Source organism: Rhodococcus pseudokoreensis (assembly GCF_017068395.1).
Classification (GTDB): domain Bacteria; phylum Actinomycetota; class Actinomycetes; order Mycobacteriales; family Mycobacteriaceae; genus Rhodococcus_F; species Rhodococcus_F pseudokoreensis.
In genome coordinates this window covers 2,565,475-2,580,200 of record NZ_CP070619.1, presented here as the reverse complement: position 1 = coordinate 2,580,200, position 14,726 = coordinate 2,565,475, and the positions used below count along the sequence as shown (strand labels likewise).

Annotated in this window: 15 protein-coding genes; 6 read left to right on the top strand and 9 right to left on the bottom strand. The window is 68.3% G+C overall.

Translation table 11 applies throughout. From position 1 onward, the window contains the following. Window position 1 precedes the first annotated feature (1 nt). Both JWS13_RS16945 and JWS13_RS16940 read left to right on the top strand, forming a co-directional pair. Window positions 2-976, top strand: coding sequence for an antibiotic biosynthesis monooxygenase (locus JWS13_RS16945; protein WP_206006675.1), 975 nt, complete (start codon window positions 2-4; stop codon window positions 974-976). A 22-nt stretch (window positions 977-998) separates the two neighbouring features. Then, the gene (locus JWS13_RS16940; RefSeq protein ID WP_206006674.1) at window positions 999-1,466 is read left to right on the top strand and encodes an SRPBCC family protein; all 468 of its coding nucleotides are present in this window, start codon (window positions 999-1,001) and stop codon (window positions 1,464-1,466) included. 9 nt (window positions 1,467-1,475) lie between these two features. Here the strand turns inward: JWS13_RS16940 and JWS13_RS16935 are convergent, their stop codons facing one another. From JWS13_RS16935 to JWS13_RS16915, 5 genes are all read right to left on the bottom strand, one after another. Then, window positions 1,476-4,658 (bottom strand): multicopper oxidase family protein, encoded by a 3,183-nt coding sequence (locus JWS13_RS16935; protein WP_206011635.1) that lies wholly within the window; start codon window positions 4,656-4,658, stop codon window positions 1,476-1,478. 89 nt (window positions 4,659-4,747) lie between these two features. Continuing rightward, window positions 4,748-5,941, bottom strand: coding sequence for an ABC transporter permease (locus JWS13_RS16930; RefSeq protein ID WP_206006673.1), 1,194 nt, complete (start codon window positions 5,939-5,941; stop codon window positions 4,748-4,750). Next, window positions 5,938-6,834, bottom strand: coding sequence for an ABC transporter ATP-binding protein (locus JWS13_RS16925; RefSeq protein ID WP_206006672.1), 897 nt, complete (start codon window positions 6,832-6,834; stop codon window positions 5,938-5,940). The genes JWS13_RS16930 and JWS13_RS16925 overlap by 4 nt, the downstream gene beginning before the upstream one ends. Window positions 6,835-6,863: 29 nt before the next feature. Beyond that, window positions 6,864-7,403 carry a hypothetical protein gene (locus tag JWS13_RS16920; protein WP_206006671.1) on the bottom strand — a complete coding sequence of 180 codons (540 nt, stop codon included), beginning with the start codon at window positions 7,401-7,403 and terminating at the stop codon, window positions 6,864-6,866. Beyond that, window positions 7,396-7,701, bottom strand: a complete 306-nt coding sequence (locus JWS13_RS16915; RefSeq protein ID WP_072944757.1) for a helix-turn-helix transcriptional regulator — start codon at window positions 7,699-7,701, stop codon at window positions 7,396-7,398. The genes JWS13_RS16920 and JWS13_RS16915 overlap by 8 nt, the downstream gene beginning before the upstream one ends. A 145-nt stretch (window positions 7,702-7,846) precedes the next feature. Between JWS13_RS16915 and fdxA the strand changes: the two genes are divergently transcribed. Next, window positions 7,847-8,173 carry a ferredoxin gene (gene fdxA, locus JWS13_RS16910; protein WP_005244047.1) on the top strand — a complete coding sequence of 109 codons (327 nt, stop codon included), beginning with the start codon at window positions 7,847-7,849 and terminating at the stop codon, window positions 8,171-8,173. Here fdxA and JWS13_RS16905 read toward each other — a convergent pair whose 3' ends face one another. Next, complete coding sequence (locus JWS13_RS16905) at window positions 8,174-9,814, bottom strand: ABC-F family ATP-binding cassette domain-containing protein (RefSeq protein ID WP_206006670.1); 1,641 nt, start codon at window positions 9,812-9,814, stop codon at window positions 8,174-8,176. It abuts the gene before it with no gap. A 68-nt stretch (window positions 9,815-9,882) separates the two neighbouring features. Then, window positions 9,883-10,476 (bottom strand): class I SAM-dependent methyltransferase, encoded by a 594-nt coding sequence (locus JWS13_RS16900; RefSeq protein ID WP_206006669.1) that lies wholly within the window; start codon window positions 10,474-10,476, stop codon window positions 9,883-9,885. 139 nt (window positions 10,477-10,615) lie between these two features. On the opposite strand from JWS13_RS16900, the gene JWS13_RS16895 reads away from it, so the two are divergent. After that, the gene (locus tag JWS13_RS16895) at window positions 10,616-11,464 is read left to right on the top strand and encodes an aldo/keto reductase (RefSeq protein ID WP_206006668.1); all 849 of its coding nucleotides are present in this window, start codon (window positions 10,616-10,618) and stop codon (window positions 11,462-11,464) included. Window positions 11,465-11,522: 58 nt separating this feature from the next. On the opposite strand, the gene JWS13_RS16890 is transcribed toward JWS13_RS16895, so the two are convergent. Next, window positions 11,523-11,963: a cupin domain-containing protein gene (locus JWS13_RS16890; RefSeq protein WP_206006667.1), complete on the bottom strand. Its 441-nt coding sequence runs from the start codon at window positions 11,961-11,963 to the stop codon at window positions 11,523-11,525. A 150-nt stretch (window positions 11,964-12,113) separates the two neighbouring features. Here JWS13_RS16890 and JWS13_RS45995 point away from each other — a divergent pair, with 150 nt between their 5' ends. Next, the gene (locus tag JWS13_RS45995; protein WP_009478066.1) at window positions 12,114-12,242 is read left to right on the top strand and encodes a hypothetical protein; all 129 of its coding nucleotides are present in this window, start codon (window positions 12,114-12,116) and stop codon (window positions 12,240-12,242) included. Between the two features lie 4 nt (window positions 12,243-12,246). Further along, window positions 12,247-12,618 (top strand): tail fiber domain-containing protein, encoded by a 372-nt coding sequence (locus JWS13_RS16885; RefSeq protein WP_206006666.1) that lies wholly within the window; start codon window positions 12,247-12,249, stop codon window positions 12,616-12,618. On the opposite strand, the gene JWS13_RS16880 is transcribed toward JWS13_RS16885, so the two are convergent. Continuing rightward, window positions 12,578-14,695, bottom strand: a complete 2,118-nt coding sequence (locus JWS13_RS16880; RefSeq protein ID WP_206006665.1) for an MMPL family transporter — start codon at window positions 14,693-14,695, stop codon at window positions 12,578-12,580. The genes JWS13_RS16885 and JWS13_RS16880 overlap by 41 nt on opposite strands. Between the last annotated feature and the right edge of the window lie 31 nt (window positions 14,696-14,726).

The following is a 14,726-nucleotide window of genomic DNA, read 5'->3' as shown; positions in this document are numbered from 1 at the left end:
AATGGACACCGAGAAGGCCACCGGCAACGCCGCGACGGTCATCATCGGCCAGAAGGTGCGGGCCGGTTCCGAGGAGGCCTTCGAGGCCTGGCAGCGGGACATGAACGCGGCCGCGTCCCGCTACCCCGGGTTCCTGGGCGCCGAGATCTCCGCACCCACTGCCGTGCAACCCGACTGGGTGGTGGTCTACCGCTTCGACTCCGTCGCCCACGTACAGGCGTGGATCAACAGCGCCACCCGGCAGGACCGGCTGGATCAGGGGCAACCGTACTTCGACGGCCCCGCCACTCAGCAGGTCATCACCGGTGGCGGCGTGCGGGAGGCGGATCCGCTCGTGACGGTCGTCGTGACGCACCGCGTCCGCCCGGAACACGTCGACGACTTCCTCGCGTGGCAGGACCGACTGCGACTGGAGGAGAGCAGATTCGACGGCTTCCGCGGGAGCGAACTGTTCCGCCCCGTCGAAGGTGTGCAGGACGAGTGGACCGCGCTGTACCGCTACGACAACGCCGCCGACCTCGACACGTGGCTCACGTCGGCGACACGGCAGGAACTGCTCGCGGAGGGGGAGAAGTTCCACGACTTCGAATTGCGCACCATCGACAACTCCTTCGGCAGTTGGTTCGCGTTCGACGAGAACGGCCACGAGGCGCCGCCGCCGTCCGAGACCAAGACGTCGGTCGCCGTGTGGGTCGGCCTCTATCCGACGGTGGTGATCCTCACGCTCGCGCTGTCGCCGCTGCAGATGCCGCTGTGGCTCGGCCTGCTCGTCGGAAACCTGCTGTCCAGCTTCATCATGAGCTTCGTGACGATGCCGTACTACGTGAACCGGATACTGGGGCACTGGCTGCGGCCGGCGCCTGGTGTTCCCGAAGCGAAGACGAACCGTCGAGGGCTCGCCGTCGTCGCCGGGGCTATGGTGTTCTGGGTCGTCGTCTTCTATCTGGTGACCACCCAGTTCTGGACCCTGCCCTGACACCGAGAGAAACGGGTGCCACATGTCAGCCTCCGAAATCCGAGTGAGCCGAACGATCGACGCGCCCGCGAGCGCGGTCTGGAATGTCCTCACCGACCTGGACAACGCGGAGTCGGTTCTGAGCGGCGTGGAGAAGGTCGAGCGGTTGGACTCGACGCGCTACGAGGTCGGCACGCGGTGGCGTGAGACCCGGGTGCTGTTCGGCAAGTCGTCGTCCGAGGAGATGTGGGTCGCGGAGATCGATCAGGAGAAGCGCACCGTGGTGAAGGCGTCGTCCCGCGGCGCCGACTACACGACGGTGTTCACCCTGACACCTGCCGGTGCCGGCACCACCCTGACGTTCCACTTCTCGGCGGAAGCAACCGGCATGGGTGCTTTTTCGCGATTCCTGATGAAGGTGTTCGGGTCGTTCGCGCTGAAGGCCACCACCAAGATGATCCGGCAGGACCTCGACGACATCGCCGACGCCGCCGAGAAGCGGACCGCCTGACGCCGGCTCCTACCGGCCGCCGAGCGGCACGGATCCCTGCGCCGCGGGGAGCGCGGGGAGCGCACCCAGGGGCAGCGGCACCAGCGTCGTGGACTGCGGGTCCGGGCGCCCCAGCCCGAACTTGCGCACCTCGGCGCCACCGGGCCCGCCGCCGCTGACGAGCAGGTCGGCGCCTGTCGTGGTGCTGGTCGTGGCCACCTGCACGCCGGTGCCGGGGGTGCCGCCTGCGAACGGTGCGAACGACGCGATCTGGGTGAAGGCGACGGCGCCGTCGGAGTGATGGTTCGGGCTCTCCAGGTACATGCCCGGCTCGCCGTCGAGGCGGGACCCGCTCGACCACACCCGGACCGTGCCGTCGCCGCCGAGCATGCCGGTGACGATGCTCTTCGCGCCGCCCTCGGCGCCCGCCACCCAGCCCGTCGAGAGGGACACACCGCCGAGGTAGTTCTCGTCGAAGGCCAGGAACTCCGACGTCGTCCGCGGGCCGCCGGTGTGGCCGGCGTGCTCGTCCGCGGTGCCGTCGGCCTGAGCCGCGGCGGTGGGCTCGAACAGGTCGTACCGGAACGTCTTCACACGGGGCGCCTCTCCCGGCCCCGGGGCGGTGACGATGCTCGCCCGGCCCGACGCGGTGTCGACCAGGCCGGTGGCGACGGTGACCCCGGACCGCGAGCCGGGGTACGGCGTGAACGTCGAGAACGTCTCGGGTGCCGCGCCCTTGTCCGTGGGCAGGGTGGACGAGAACACCTTCACCTGCGTTTCGGTTCCCGGCCCGGTGCCGACGATGATGTTGTCGGCCAGCGCGTTTCCATCGATGTCCGCGCCCGCGACGTTCACACCCCCGCGGAAACCCTCGTCGAACGGGGCGAACCGGGTCAGCTCGGCGGTGAACGGGCCGGAGCCGACATCGTTGCCGTCGTACGCGACGACCTCCGGCGCCACACCGGCACCGGTGCCGACGACGAGGTCGAGAATCATGTCGCCGTTGACGTCGGCCATCGCCACCGTCGGGGCGCCCTCGAACGCCGGGAACGGGGTGACGGCGGCGATCACCTTGTCGCCGTTGCCGTCGTGGACCTGCACGGTGGCGGGGGTGCCCGGCGTTCCCGGCACCGCCACCGCGTACGTCGACACCTCGGGGATCACGTTGACGGTGGCCATCAGCCCGTTGTCCTCGTGGTTGAGGCGGTGGCAGTGGATCACGAAGGTGCCGGTGTACTCGGTAAATTTTGTGCGCAGCGTCACCGATGCGGGCTCCAGCGCGTTCTCGTTCGCGTCCGTGACGGGTGCGGGCACGTTGACGTTGTCCTCACCCCACGGCTGCACTCCGGTCCTGGTGCCCGTGACCGGATCGACGATCTCCATCACCTGGAAGTCGTTGACGTGGATGTGCATCGGATGCTCGTCGTTGTTGAGGTTCGTGATCGTCCATTCCTCGACCGAATTGAGGCGCGGCTGGATCAACGGGATGTTCGGGAACGTGTTGTCGTCGAACTCGTACGTGAACGCCTTCGGGTCGCTGTTGCTGGCCTTCTCGTTGCCGAACCCGCCGGACACCGTGAGGGTGCGCTTCACGTCGGGCGTCATCACCGACGTGTCCACGAACGACGTGTAGGCGTCCAGGTTCCGGCCCGGTTCGAACGGTGTGGTCCGGCCTTCGCCGCTGTCGGGGGTGACGTGGACGAGAGTCTGGGTGGGGAAGGTGAAGAAGCCGTCGGCGTAGCTGATGACCGACGGGTCGACAGTCACCGTGCCCAGTTCGGCCGGCGGATTGCCGGTGCCGTTGTTCGTGTAGAGCACACCGGGATTGGTGACGGGCTTCGCGCCGTCCAGCGGCGGCATGTCGAGCACCAGATCGCCGGTGTCCGGCATCGTCACGGCGATCGCGTACCGCGACGCCGGCGGAACGACGAGCCGGGTGCCGTCGCCGCCGACCGGCCGCTGCACCTGGGTGAAGGGGTTGCCGTCCTGGCCGACGATCGAGAACTGGGGATGCTTGCCCGTCGCGGTCTCGGTGAGCCGGAGCGGCATGTACGCGAAGTCGCTGATGTTCGCCAGCACCCAGATCTCCGTCTGGCCCGGCTTCAGTTTCAGCTCCGGCTGGAACTGCCCGTTGATCGTGTACTGCACGTCGCGCTCGTTGTCCGGTAGCGACGGATCGGCGGGGATGTTCGTCGAATCACTGCGGAAACTCTGCAGATTGCCCGGCACGAACTGGTTCTGCCCGCGGTGATTCGCCGGGGACAGGGGCCCGGCATACCAATTGGTGACGTACTGGGCGCCCTCCGTCGTCTCGGCGAAGTTCACCGGGGCGAGGCTCGGCGAGTACGTGCCGTCGGCGAGTTGCGATCCCTCCGGGGGCTTCAGGGTGCTCACGAACTGCGGCCAGTTGGGGTCGTTCAGCTGGTGCCCTTTGCCTTTGCGGTCGAACACGAAGTTGTACTGCAGCGCCATGTCGCGGATGGGAACGTCGTTCTGCGTCACCAGGGGAAGGTTGCCGTCGGGCCGTCCGATCTCCAGCAGCCCCGCGAGCCCCGCGTACGTCTGCTGCGCGGTCAGCGTGTGACGGTGACTGTGGTACCAGTACATTCCGTTCGGCATGTCCTTCGGCACCGCGTAGTCGTAGACGTTGCCCATCCCGGCGGGGATGTCGAGCAGCACGTTGTCGGCGTTGCCGTCCGGGCTCACGTGCAGACCGTGGGTGTGCAGGTTCAGCGGCGCGGACTCGAGGGCGGGCGGATAGATCGGCACGTCACCGCCCGCCGGCGTGAACGCGGGGTCGTAGAAGTCCTCGATCGTCAGGTCCCGCAGGTCGTTGTCGTAGTGGATGATCAGGCGCTCGCCGGGGTCGACGCGCAACGTCGGCGCCGGATACACGTCGTCGCCCGTGTTCGAGCCGTTCGAACTCGTGCCCTGCAGAACCTCGTATCCGAAGACCAGGAAGTTGGACACCGGTTCCGACACGGTGTCGAGGTCGACGGTGCCCTGATGGGCCGACAGCCGGACCTCGAGCACACCGTTCTCGCTCGACAGTTTGACCGGTTCCTCGTACGCGACCGGGGAGCCGTCGGGCCCGGCGTTGCCACCGGCCGAGGAGGTCGGCTCGTCGGACGTGCACGCCGTCAGCGCCGACGTCATGGACACGACCACGGCGACGGCGATGGCGACGAGCGGCTTCCTGCGGCGGACGACCATGGTGTTCCCCGTTCCGAAACGGCAGCTGAGCAGCATCGATCGACGATTCGAAGACTACCCGGGGAACGTGGGCGGGCGCCCGGAATTCATTACCTCCCGAGCGCCTCCTTCCAGGACACGACCTTGCCGATCCGCAGGATCGAACGCTGGTAGATCTTCGCGGCCAGCACGCTGAGTGCGGCGGTCACCGCGAGCATCAGCGCGATGGTGACGACGACCTGGACTGGGGACGCCACCCCGGCGGCGATGCGCAGCGGCATCAGGATCGCCGAGAACGGCGGAATCCAGCTGAGGACGTTGCTCAGGGTGCCGTCCGGGTTGCTCACCGAGGAGAAGGCGCTGAAGAACATGATGACGATCAGGACCATCAGCGGCGACGCGGTGGCGTTGACATCCTCCTGCCGCGACACCATCGACCCGGCCGCGGCGTAGAGGACGGCGAAGAACGCGAATCCGAGCACGAACCAGCCGAGCGTTCCGGCCAGCACCCCGAGCGCGGTCCCGGTCACGGTGAGCACGCCCGTCGCGAGTCCGGCCCCGACCCCGGCGACACCGTAGGCGGTCAGCTGGACGAGACCGACCGCGCCGATCCCGATCACCTTGCCCCAGAGCAGTTGCAGCGGGCGCAGCGTCGACAGGAGCAGTTCCACGACGCGGCTCGACTTCTCCTCGACCACACCCATCGCCACGTACATGCCGAACATCATGATCTGCATGTACAGCAGGACGACCACGGCGACGGAGAGGGCCACGCGCTGGCCCTTCTCCGGGTCGGGCGGGTCGAGTGCGTCGACGGTGACGACCGCCCGGCCGGTCGCGGCGGCGAGTTCCGCGGGGTTCACACCCTGCGCGGCGAGGGCGCCGGCCTGGGCCTGCTGCATCACGGCCGCGTCGATCACGGTGCGAAGTCCCGAGTTCAGCTCGGATTCGGTGACGGCCGTGACCGATCCGCCGGTGCCGGGAATCAGCGCGACGTCCAGGTCGCCGCTGCCCACCTGGTCCCGCGCGGCCTGTTCGTCGGCGGCCGGGACGACGTCGACGGGAGTCCCGGTCGCGTCACCGGTGGCGACGAGAACCGGCGCGAGCGACTGGTCGCCGACGAGTCCGATGGTGGAGCGGTCTTCGTCGCCGCCGGAGAACAGCGAATACGCGACGATGCCACCGACGATGGCCAGCAGGATGATCACGTTGCTGATGACGAAGCTCTTCTTCGCCACCTGCGTGAGGAATTCGCGGCGGGCGACGAGGCCGATCGCGCGGGCGGGGCTCAGCGGGGCACTCATGCGGTGACCACCTCTCGGAACAGATCGGTCAGGGTGGGCCTGTGCAGCGAGAACTCGTGCACCGGTCCGGTTTTCAGGGCCGTGTGCAGCACCAGCTGGTCGTCCACGTGGGCGTCGAGCGACAGCAGGGTGCGGCCGTCGAGGTGACTGATCGTGGTGACACCGGCCAGGTGATGGGCCCAGCCGACCGGCGCCTCCGGTGCGTGGACTTCCAGTTGGGCGTTGCCGCCGCCGCGCAGTTCGTCGACGGTGCCGACCGCACGCATCCGGCCGTGGCTGATGATGCCCACGCGGTGGCACAGGCGCTGGACGAGTTCGAGTTGATGACTCGAGAAGATCACCGGCACTCCGGTGTTCGCCTTCTCCACCAGCACGTCGCTCATGACGTCCACCGCGACGGGGTCGAGCCCGGAGAAGGGTTCGTCGAGAACCAGCACGGCCGGGTCGTGGACCAGCGCGGCGGCCAATTGGACGCGTTGCTGATTGCCGAGTGAGAGTGCGTCGACGGTGTCGCCGACACGGTCCGCGATGCCGAGACGTTCGGTCCAGCGTGCGACGGCGTCCCGCGCCGCGGAGCGGGAGATGCCGTGCAGTTCGGCGAGGTAGGCGAGTTGCTTGCCCACCTTCATCTTCGGGTACAGCCCGCGTTCCTCCGGCATGTAGCCGATGGTGCGCCGCACATCCAGGTCGACCGGTTTGCCGCCCAGCCGGACCTCGCCGGAATCGGCGGACAGGACGCCCAGCGCGATCCGCATGGTGGTGGTCTTGCCTGCGCCGTTGCTGCCGACGAAACCGAAGATCTCACCGGGGCGGACCTCGAAGGACAGGTCGTCGAGTGCGACGACGTCACCGTACCGCTTGGAGATGCCGTCGATCGTGAGGGTCTGAGACATGGGTCCTTCCCATCTGGAGGCGGGTGTTCCTACGAGGCCAGGTCGTCGGGTTCGGGGTCGGGTTGGGTCCAGCCGAGGATCATGGCCGGCGTGCAACCCCCGACCATCAGTGCGGTGACGACGAGCAGTCCCGCGGCGTACGGCACGTTGCTGTGATCGACGTCCAGCGCGCCGACGAAGATCAGATACATCGCCGGGAGGAGCGTCAACAGCTGGGTGACCGTGAGTCCGATCGAGCGGGCACTGTTGCGTTGCTGGATCTCCCACTCGTCGAGAGCGTCGCGCGGCGCGTCCCCCTGCCGCCCGGACACGATCTGGAGCATCGTCCACAGCGGGAAGAACAACAGGCACGCGGGCAGCCAGAGCAGCGGGCCGACCGTCATGTCGACATGACACACGATCCCGACGGCGGTCATGAACACGAATGTCGCCGCGAGGGCGACCACCAGGATTCGTCGGCGGCTGCGCGTCCGCCACCTCGGTAGCCACGTGCGGTAACGGCTCTCGTTCTGGAGGAATCTGCGCGTCCGGAACCCCTGGTACCTCTCGATCAGATTGGTCTCAGGCATGGGAACTCTCCCCGCTTCCTGTCGTGGACGGCGGTCGGTCGGTGCGATACAACTCGGTGGACAGGGGCCCGAACTCGGTGCGGGAGAAGATGGCCTCCACCGGGAGTTCGAACACCCACGAGATACGGAACGCCAGGTCGAGGCTGGGGTAGTGGTCGCCCCGTTCGAGTGCGCCGACGGTCTGGGGATTGACGTCGATCAGTCCCGCCAGCTGAGCCCGGCTCATCCCGCGTTCGGCGCGCAGAACGCCGATGCGGTTGTAGATGGGCAGGGAATCCCCGCGCCGCACTGGACTCATGCAACAAAGTGTTGTGAAAACCCAACAGTTTGTCAACCGTGGGCAATGGGGTGTGGGCGCCGAAATGACAGGTTGACCCTGGGGAATTGAGTGGCAGAGTGGAGGCGATTCGCGCAGGACGGCAGGAAAGGACAGGATTACAGACGTGACGTATACCATCGCGGAGCCCTGTGTCGACGTTCTGGACAAGGCATGCATCGAAGAATGTCCCGTCGACTGCATCTACGAAGGCGGTCGGATGCTCTACATCCACCCCGACGAGTGCGTCGACTGCGGCGCCTGTGAGCCCGTCTGCCCCGTCGAAGCGATCTTCTACGAGGACGACGTTCCGGACCAGTGGGTCGAGTACACCAAGGCGAACGCCGACTTCTTCGACGACCTGGGATCGCCCGGTGGCGCCGCGAAGCTCGGGAAGGTCGACTACGACCCGCCGTTCGTCAAGGCGCTGCCGCCCATGGCCGAGGGCGACTGACTACTCCTCGGACAGCCGGCCGCCGTCCATCCGCCAGCGGCGGGTGCTGCGTGTCGAATCCAGCATCCGCCGATCGTGGGTGACGAGCAGCAGCGTGCCGTCGAAGTTCTCCATCGCCTGCTCGAGCTGTTCGATCGCCGGAAGGTCCAGGTGGTTGGTGGGTTCGTCGAGCACCAGCAGGTTCACGCCCCGCGCCTGCAGCAGGGCGAGGGCGGCGCGGGTGCGTTCGCCGGGCGACAGCGACGCCGCGGGCCGCAGCACGTGGTGTCCCTTGAGGCCGAACTTCGCGAGCAGAGTTCGCACGTCGGCGTCCGGCCAGTCCGGGACCTGCGCCGCGAACGCGTCGGACACCTTCTCGGCGCCCTCGAACAGGCCGCGGGCCTGATCGATCTCGCCGATCGCCACACCCGAACCGAGTGAGGCGGTACCCGCGTCGAGGGCGATCTTGCCGAGCAGCACCTTCAGCAGGGTCGTCTTCCCGGAGCCGTTGGCGCCGGTGACGATGATCCGGTCACCCCAGTCCACCTGAGTGGTGACCGGGCCGAACGTGAACTCGCGGTCCCCGCCCCACGCGACGGTGGCGCCGTTCGCCGTCGCCACCACCGAACCGCTTCGGGGGGCGGCGGCGATTTCCATCCGCAGTTCCCACTCCTTGCGCGGCTCCTCGACCACCTCGAGCCGCTCGATCCGGCGTTGCGTCTGCCGGGCCTTCGCGGCCTGCTTCTCGGTGGACTCGGTGCGCAACCCCTTGCCGATCTTGTCGTTGTCCTTCGCCTTGCGGCGCGCATTCCGGACCCCGTGCTCCATCCAGTTCCGCTGCATCTGCGCGCGGTCCTCGAGATCCGAACGGGTTCCGGCGTACTCCTCGTACGCCTCCCGGGCATGCCTGCGTGCGATCTCCCGTTCGGCGAGATACGAGTCGTAGCTGCCGTCGTAGACCGCGATCTGCTGCTGCGCGAGGTCGAGTTCCACAATGCCGGTCACGGTGCGCGCCAAGAATTCTCGATCGTGACTCACCACCACCATCGCCGCGCGGCTCTCGCCGACGAAGCGCTCGAGCTGCTCGAGCCCCACCAGGTCGAGGTCGTTGGTCGGCTCGTCGAGCAGCAGCACGTCGTACCGGGACAGCAGCAGCGACGCCAACCCGGCGCGCGCCGCCTGCCCGCCGGACAGCGACGTCATGTGTGCGTCGAGCGGCACCCCCAGCCCGAGGTCGTTCACGACCTTCTCCGCACGCTCGGCGAGGTCGGCGCCGCCCAGCGCCAGCCAGCGTTCCAGCGCGGGGGAGTAGAGGTCCTCGTCCGACTCGCCGAGCGTTTCGGCGGCCGCGTTCATGGTGTGCTCGGCCTCGGTGACGCCGGTCCTGCGGCCCAGGAAGTCGAGCACGGTCTCGCCGGCGATCCGGTCCGGTTCCTGGGCGAGGTAGCCGACGGCGGCGTCGGGCGGGCTGAGCACGATGCTGCCTTCGACGTCCGCGGACCCGACCCCGGCGAGCGTGGTCAGCAGCGTCGACTTGCCTGCCCCGTTCGCCCCCACCAGTCCGGTCACGTCGCCGGGGGCGACGGTCAGGTCGAGGCCGGAGAACAGGGTGCGCTCACCGCGCGAAGCCGACAGTCCGCTGATGCGCAGTGTTGCAGTCACCTGACGATTGTCCCAGGACCCGTGAGTACTTGTTAACCGCGGGCGGTTAACAAGTACTCACGGGCGGTTTACCGCTTGACGAGCCGGAACCAGCGGGGGTCGGCCTTCTTGAGCGGTCCCGGCATGCCGGTCGTGTCGGCGTCAACGTCCGACACGAGTTTCCACTTCTCGAACGTGCGCTCCACGTCGGAGCGGGACACCCCCCGCGGCAGCGGGCCGCGATGTCCCGGCCCGAACGCGAACATCAGCAGCGTGGCGTGCGGTTCGGCCACGGTCGTCACGTTCTCGGCGTACGCGACCCGGGCGTGGTCGCTGAGCCCGTGGTAGCACCCCACGTCCAGGATCAGGTGGTACCCGCGGCCCACGGCGTGCTCGAGGTCGGTGGCGTCCGCGTGCATGAACCGCACGTCGACGCCCGCCTTCCGGGCCTTGGACCGCGCCTTGTCGAGGGCGAGCTGGACGATGTCGATCCCCGTCACCTGCCACCCCCGCCGGACCATTTCGATGGCGTGGTCACCGGTGCCGCATCCGATGTCGAGGACCTCGCCCGGTGGTGCGTCGAAGGGATCGATCAACGTCTCGATCTGGTTCCCGAAGACCCGGCCCGCCTTCACCCAGGGCGTGATCTTGAACCGATAGGCCAATGTGTACCCGAGGCCCATGTCCGCCCCTTTCACCGGGCGCGTCACCACCTGAACGCCGATGCCGTCGGATTACCCGGTGATACCGAAACGACACGCGAAAGTCCACATTCTGAGACGGGCGGGAACATCCGGTCGGGGTGCCCGGTTGGACAGTCCCATGGGTTTCAACAATGCACAGAGTCCTGTACCTACGGTCATGCTCAACGACGGGAACAGCATTCCTGCGCTCGGCTTCGGCGTGTGGCAGGTGCCGGACGACGAGAGCTACGCCGCGGTCGCCGAGGCGCTGAAGGCCGGGTACCGCAGCATCGACACCGCCAAGATCTACGAGAACGAGACCGGAGTGGGCCGCGCGCTCGCGGACTCCGGCATCGCCCGTGACGAGTTGTTCGTCACCACCAAGCTGTGGAACGACGACCAGGGTTACGACTCCACGCTCCGCGCGTTCGACACCAGCCTGAGCCGGCTCGGCCTCGACTACGTCGACCTGTACCTCATCCACTGGCCGGTGCCGTCCGCGGACCGCTACGTGGACACGTTCAAGGCCTTCCAGAAGATCAAGGCCGACGGGCGTGCGCGGTCGATCGGTGTCTCCAACTTCACCCCGGAGACCCTCGACCGTCTGATCGCCGAGACGGGCGAGGTGCCCGCGCTCAACCAGGTGGAACTGCACCCGCGGTTCAACCAGGCCGACCTGCGCGCCTTCCACACCGGGAAGGGCATCGCGACGGAGGCGTGGAGCCCGCTGGGGCAGGGCACCGTCCTCGAGGACGAGGCCATCGCGAAGATCGCTGCCGCGCACGGTAAGACGACCGCGCAGGTGATCATCCGCTGGCACCTGCAGATCGGGAACGTCGTCATCCCCAAGTCGGTGACACCGGAGCGCATCGCCGCCAACTTCGACGTCTTCGACTTCGAATTGACCCCCGAGGAGATCAACACGATCGGTTCGCTGACCCGCGCCGACGGCCGCATCGGGCCCGACCCGGACACGTTCGGCGCGTAGCACCCGTGCGCCTTTCTGGTTGTTCCAGGTACCGGAAAGGCGCACGAGCGCGAAGCGTCTAGAGCTGGAAGTCCGCGAAGTCGAAGCCCGGGGTGACGACGCAACTGACGAGGGTCGGTTCGTCGCCCTCGGGCTTCGCGCGCTGCCAGTGCCGCGGCGGGACGAGCAGTTGCGGTTGCTGGCCCGTCGCGACGTCCGCGCCGAGGATCAGCGTGTCGGGGGAAGCGGGTTCGCTTCCGTCGCCGCCGAGTTCGAGCCGCAGGGGGCTGCCCCGGTGGTACAGCCAGATCTCGGCGCTGCGCACGCTGTGCCATGCCGACTGCTGTCCGGGCATCAGCAGGAACAGGATCGCGGTGCCCGCCGACCGCGGTCCCGGGTAGTCGTCCGGCAGGCTCCCCTCCGGGATCGTGACGTCACTGCGCCACGTCTCGCGGTACCAGCCGCCCTCGGGGTGCGGGGCGAGGTCGAGCGTGCGGGCCCACTCCGGTAATTCCGTCATGGCCGCCATTGTGCCGTCCGGCGCCGCGTCGAGGGTGGGGTTGCACCACCCCTAAGGTGTCTTATCTCGGAGGCGCGGAGCAGCGAGAGTCGTAGGTGTTCAGAAAGCGGGGGCACGACATCCCGTACACCATCGACGACAGGAGACAACATGCTCGGAATCATGCTCGGATTGGGCGGAGCCGCAATCGGACTCGGAATCGGCGTCATGGCCCTCGGGGTCGGCCTGCTTCTCAGCGACGCGACGATCAAGCACGATGTCGGCGAACTCCCGGACTGACTCCGTGTGGGTCGACACCCGTCGGGGGCGGGTGCGGGCGCGAACAGCGGCCCGTACCCGCCACCCGCTGGCGTGGTTTCATGCGCTGCTGACCCGCAAACGCGGGGTGGCCGTCCAGGCGCCGCCCGCCAGTGCGAGCGAGGTGCTCGACCGCCTCGCCGAGATGCCGGTCAGCGTCTGGACCTACGGGTTCGATCACGAGTCGGTGCGGCACCTGGGACCGATGGCGCAGGATTTCGCCACCGCCTTCGGGCTCGGTTCCAACGACCGCCGCATCGCCATGGTGGACGCGAACGGGGTGTGCATGGCGAGCATCCAGGCCCTGTACCGGCGGGTCATCGCGCTCGAAGCGGAAGTGGAGCGCCTGCGGGCGTAGCCGCCCCGCCTCCGTCCCCGCCGGCTGCCGTGTCGCGGCGTCCGCCCGGCCGCCACCAGTTGACGTCGCCCAGCAGGTACATCGTCGCTGGCACCAGGACCATCCGCACGATCGTCGCGTCGATGAGGACCGCGGACGCGAGGCCGACGCCCATCATCTTCACGGTGACGTCGCCGTCGAGCGCGAACCCGGCGAACACCGCGACCATGATCGCCGCCGCACTGGTGATCACCCGGCCCGTCGACGCGAGTCCCTCGACGACGCTCCGGTGCGAGTCGCCCGTGGCGAGCCAGCGTTCACGGACCCGGGAGAGCAGGAACACCTCGTAGTCCATCGACAGTCCGAACAGGATGGTGAACATGAGGATCGGCACCCAACTCGACACCGGAAGCGCATGGGGGAGGCCGAGTAACTCTGCACCCCAACCCCATTGGAAGACCATCACCATGACGCCGTAGGCCGCGGCCACCGACAGCAGGTTCATGGCGGCCGCCTTCACCGCGACCACCGGCGCGCGGAACACGAACGTGAGCAGCACCACCGACAGCGCGACGACGAACGCGATCACCAGCCACAGCCGTTCGGCGAGACGGGCCGAGATGTCGGCGAACACCGCGGTGAGCCCGGTGACGTGGACGCCGTCGGGGGAGTCGGACCGGATCCGTTCGAGCAGTTCGGTGCTGCGGGGATCGCTGGGTCCGGTGGTCGGCTGCACCGAGATCAGTGCGGCCGTCGAATCGGCGTTCGTCAGGACCGGCGTCACGGACGCCACCCCGGGTTCGGCCGCGAGGTCACGCGCGATCGCCGGAAGTTCGGCTGCCGGAACCTTGTTCAGGTCGATCGCCACCATCAGCGTTCCGTTGGCGCCGGGCCCGAACTCGGAGTCGATCAGGTCGTACGCCTGCCGGATCGTGTTGGCGGCCGGTGCGCTGCCCGCGTCCTGCGGCCACGTCCGCATGCCCAGCACCGGCGCGGCCAGGAGCAGCAGCACGCCGAGCGCCGTCAGCGCCCACAGCCACGGGCGACGGCTCACCCGGATCGCCCACCGTTCGGTCAGCGGCGACGTCGTGCGACGTTCGGTCCGGGCACGAGACCGCTTGCCGAGCACCCGGGTACCCGCCAGCCCGCACAGTGCGGGCACCAGCGTGACGGAGGTGAGCATGACGATGCCGACCATCGCGAACGTGGCGTAGCCGAACGACGCGTACATCGGCAGCCCGGACAGCCGCAACCCGAACAGGGAGACGAGGACGGTGGTCCCGGCGAAGATCACCGACGTGCCGGCCGTGGAGTTGGCGGCGGCGACGGCGTCCCGGACCGGCATCCCGGACCGCAGGCCCTCGGTGTACCGGGTGACGAGCAGCAGTGCGTAGTCGATCCCGACGCCGATGCCGACCATCGTCGCGATGGTCGGTGCGATGGTGCTGATGCCGGTGAACCCGGCCATGATCGTGATGAGGCCCGACCCGATGCCCACGCCGACGAGCGCCACGGCGAGGGGCAGTCCCGCGGCGACCACGGAACCGAACGCGAACACCAGGATGATCAGCGCCAGGATCATGCCCACCGCCTCGGCGGTGCCCGACGGCTTGGAGATGTTCTCGGGCACCTGCCCGCCCAGTTCCACCTGCAGTCCCTGCGCCCGGGTGCCGGCGACCGCGGCCTCGAGGGCGTCGACGCCTTCGCTGCCCTGGAAGTCGGTGACCGGGATGCGGTAGTTGAGGCTGATCACCGCAGTGTCGGAATCCTGGGACATCCGCGGCGGCGACACGGCACTCACCCCGTTGACGTCCGCCAGTCTGCTCCCGAGATCGGTGAGGACCCCGGGGGCGAGCGGGCCCGCGTCGGAGTGCACGACCACCCGCGCATCCGCCCCGGACATCTCCGGGAATCGTTCGCTCAGCAGATTCGTCCCCTGCTGCGACGGCAGACCGGGCACGTTGTAGTCGTCGTGGTTGGTGCCGCCGAACGCGGATGCGGCGGCGAACACCAGGACGAGCAGCGTCAGCCACGCGGCGATCACCCGCCAGGGACGGGTCGCGGCGGCCGCGCCGAGGCGGGCGAGCAGGGAACTCATGAGGGAGCCTCCAGGAATGCCGGATGGTTCT

Excerpts from the sequence above, each read along its gene's own strand:
- JWS13_RS16890 (WP_206006667.1), bottom strand. The coding sequence starts at position 11,963 with ATGACGGAATTACCGGAGTGGGCCCGCACGCTCGACCTCGCCCCGCAC.
- JWS13_RS16930 (WP_206006673.1), bottom strand. The coding sequence starts at position 5,941 with ATGAGTGCCCCGCTGAGCCCCGCCCGCGCGATCGGCCTCGTCGCCCGC.
- JWS13_RS16935 (WP_206011635.1), bottom strand. The coding sequence starts at position 4,658 with ATGGTCGTCCGCCGCAGGAAGCCGCTCGTCGCCATCGCCGTCGCCGTG.
- JWS13_RS45995 (WP_009478066.1), top strand. The coding sequence starts at position 12,114 with ATGCTCGGAATCATGCTCGGATTGGGCGGAGCCGCAATCGGACTCGGA.
- JWS13_RS16920 (WP_206006671.1), bottom strand. The coding sequence starts at position 7,403 with ATGCCTGAGACCAATCTGATCGAGAGGTACCAGGGGTTCCGGACGCGC.
- JWS13_RS16945 (WP_206006675.1), top strand. The coding sequence starts at position 2 with ATGGACACCGAGAAGGCCACCGGCAACGCCGCGACGGTCATCATCGGC.
- JWS13_RS16940 (WP_206006674.1), top strand. The coding sequence starts at position 999 with ATGTCAGCCTCCGAAATCCGAGTGAGCCGAACGATCGACGCGCCCGCG.
- JWS13_RS16895 (WP_206006668.1), top strand. The coding sequence starts at position 10,616 with ATGGGTTTCAACAATGCACAGAGTCCTGTACCTACGGTCATGCTCAAC.
- JWS13_RS16915 (WP_072944757.1), bottom strand. The coding sequence starts at position 7,701 with ATGAGTCCAGTGCGGCGCGGGGATTCCCTGCCCATCTACAACCGCATC.
- JWS13_RS16925 (WP_206006672.1), bottom strand. The coding sequence starts at position 6,834 with ATGTCTCAGACCCTCACGATCGACGGCATCTCCAAGCGGTACGGTGAC.
- JWS13_RS16880 (WP_206006665.1), bottom strand. The coding sequence starts at position 14,695 with ATGAGTTCCCTGCTCGCCCGCCTCGGCGCGGCCGCCGCGACCCGTCCC.
- JWS13_RS16900 (WP_206006669.1), bottom strand. The coding sequence starts at position 10,476 with ATGGGCCTCGGGTACACATTGGCCTATCGGTTCAAGATCACGCCCTGG.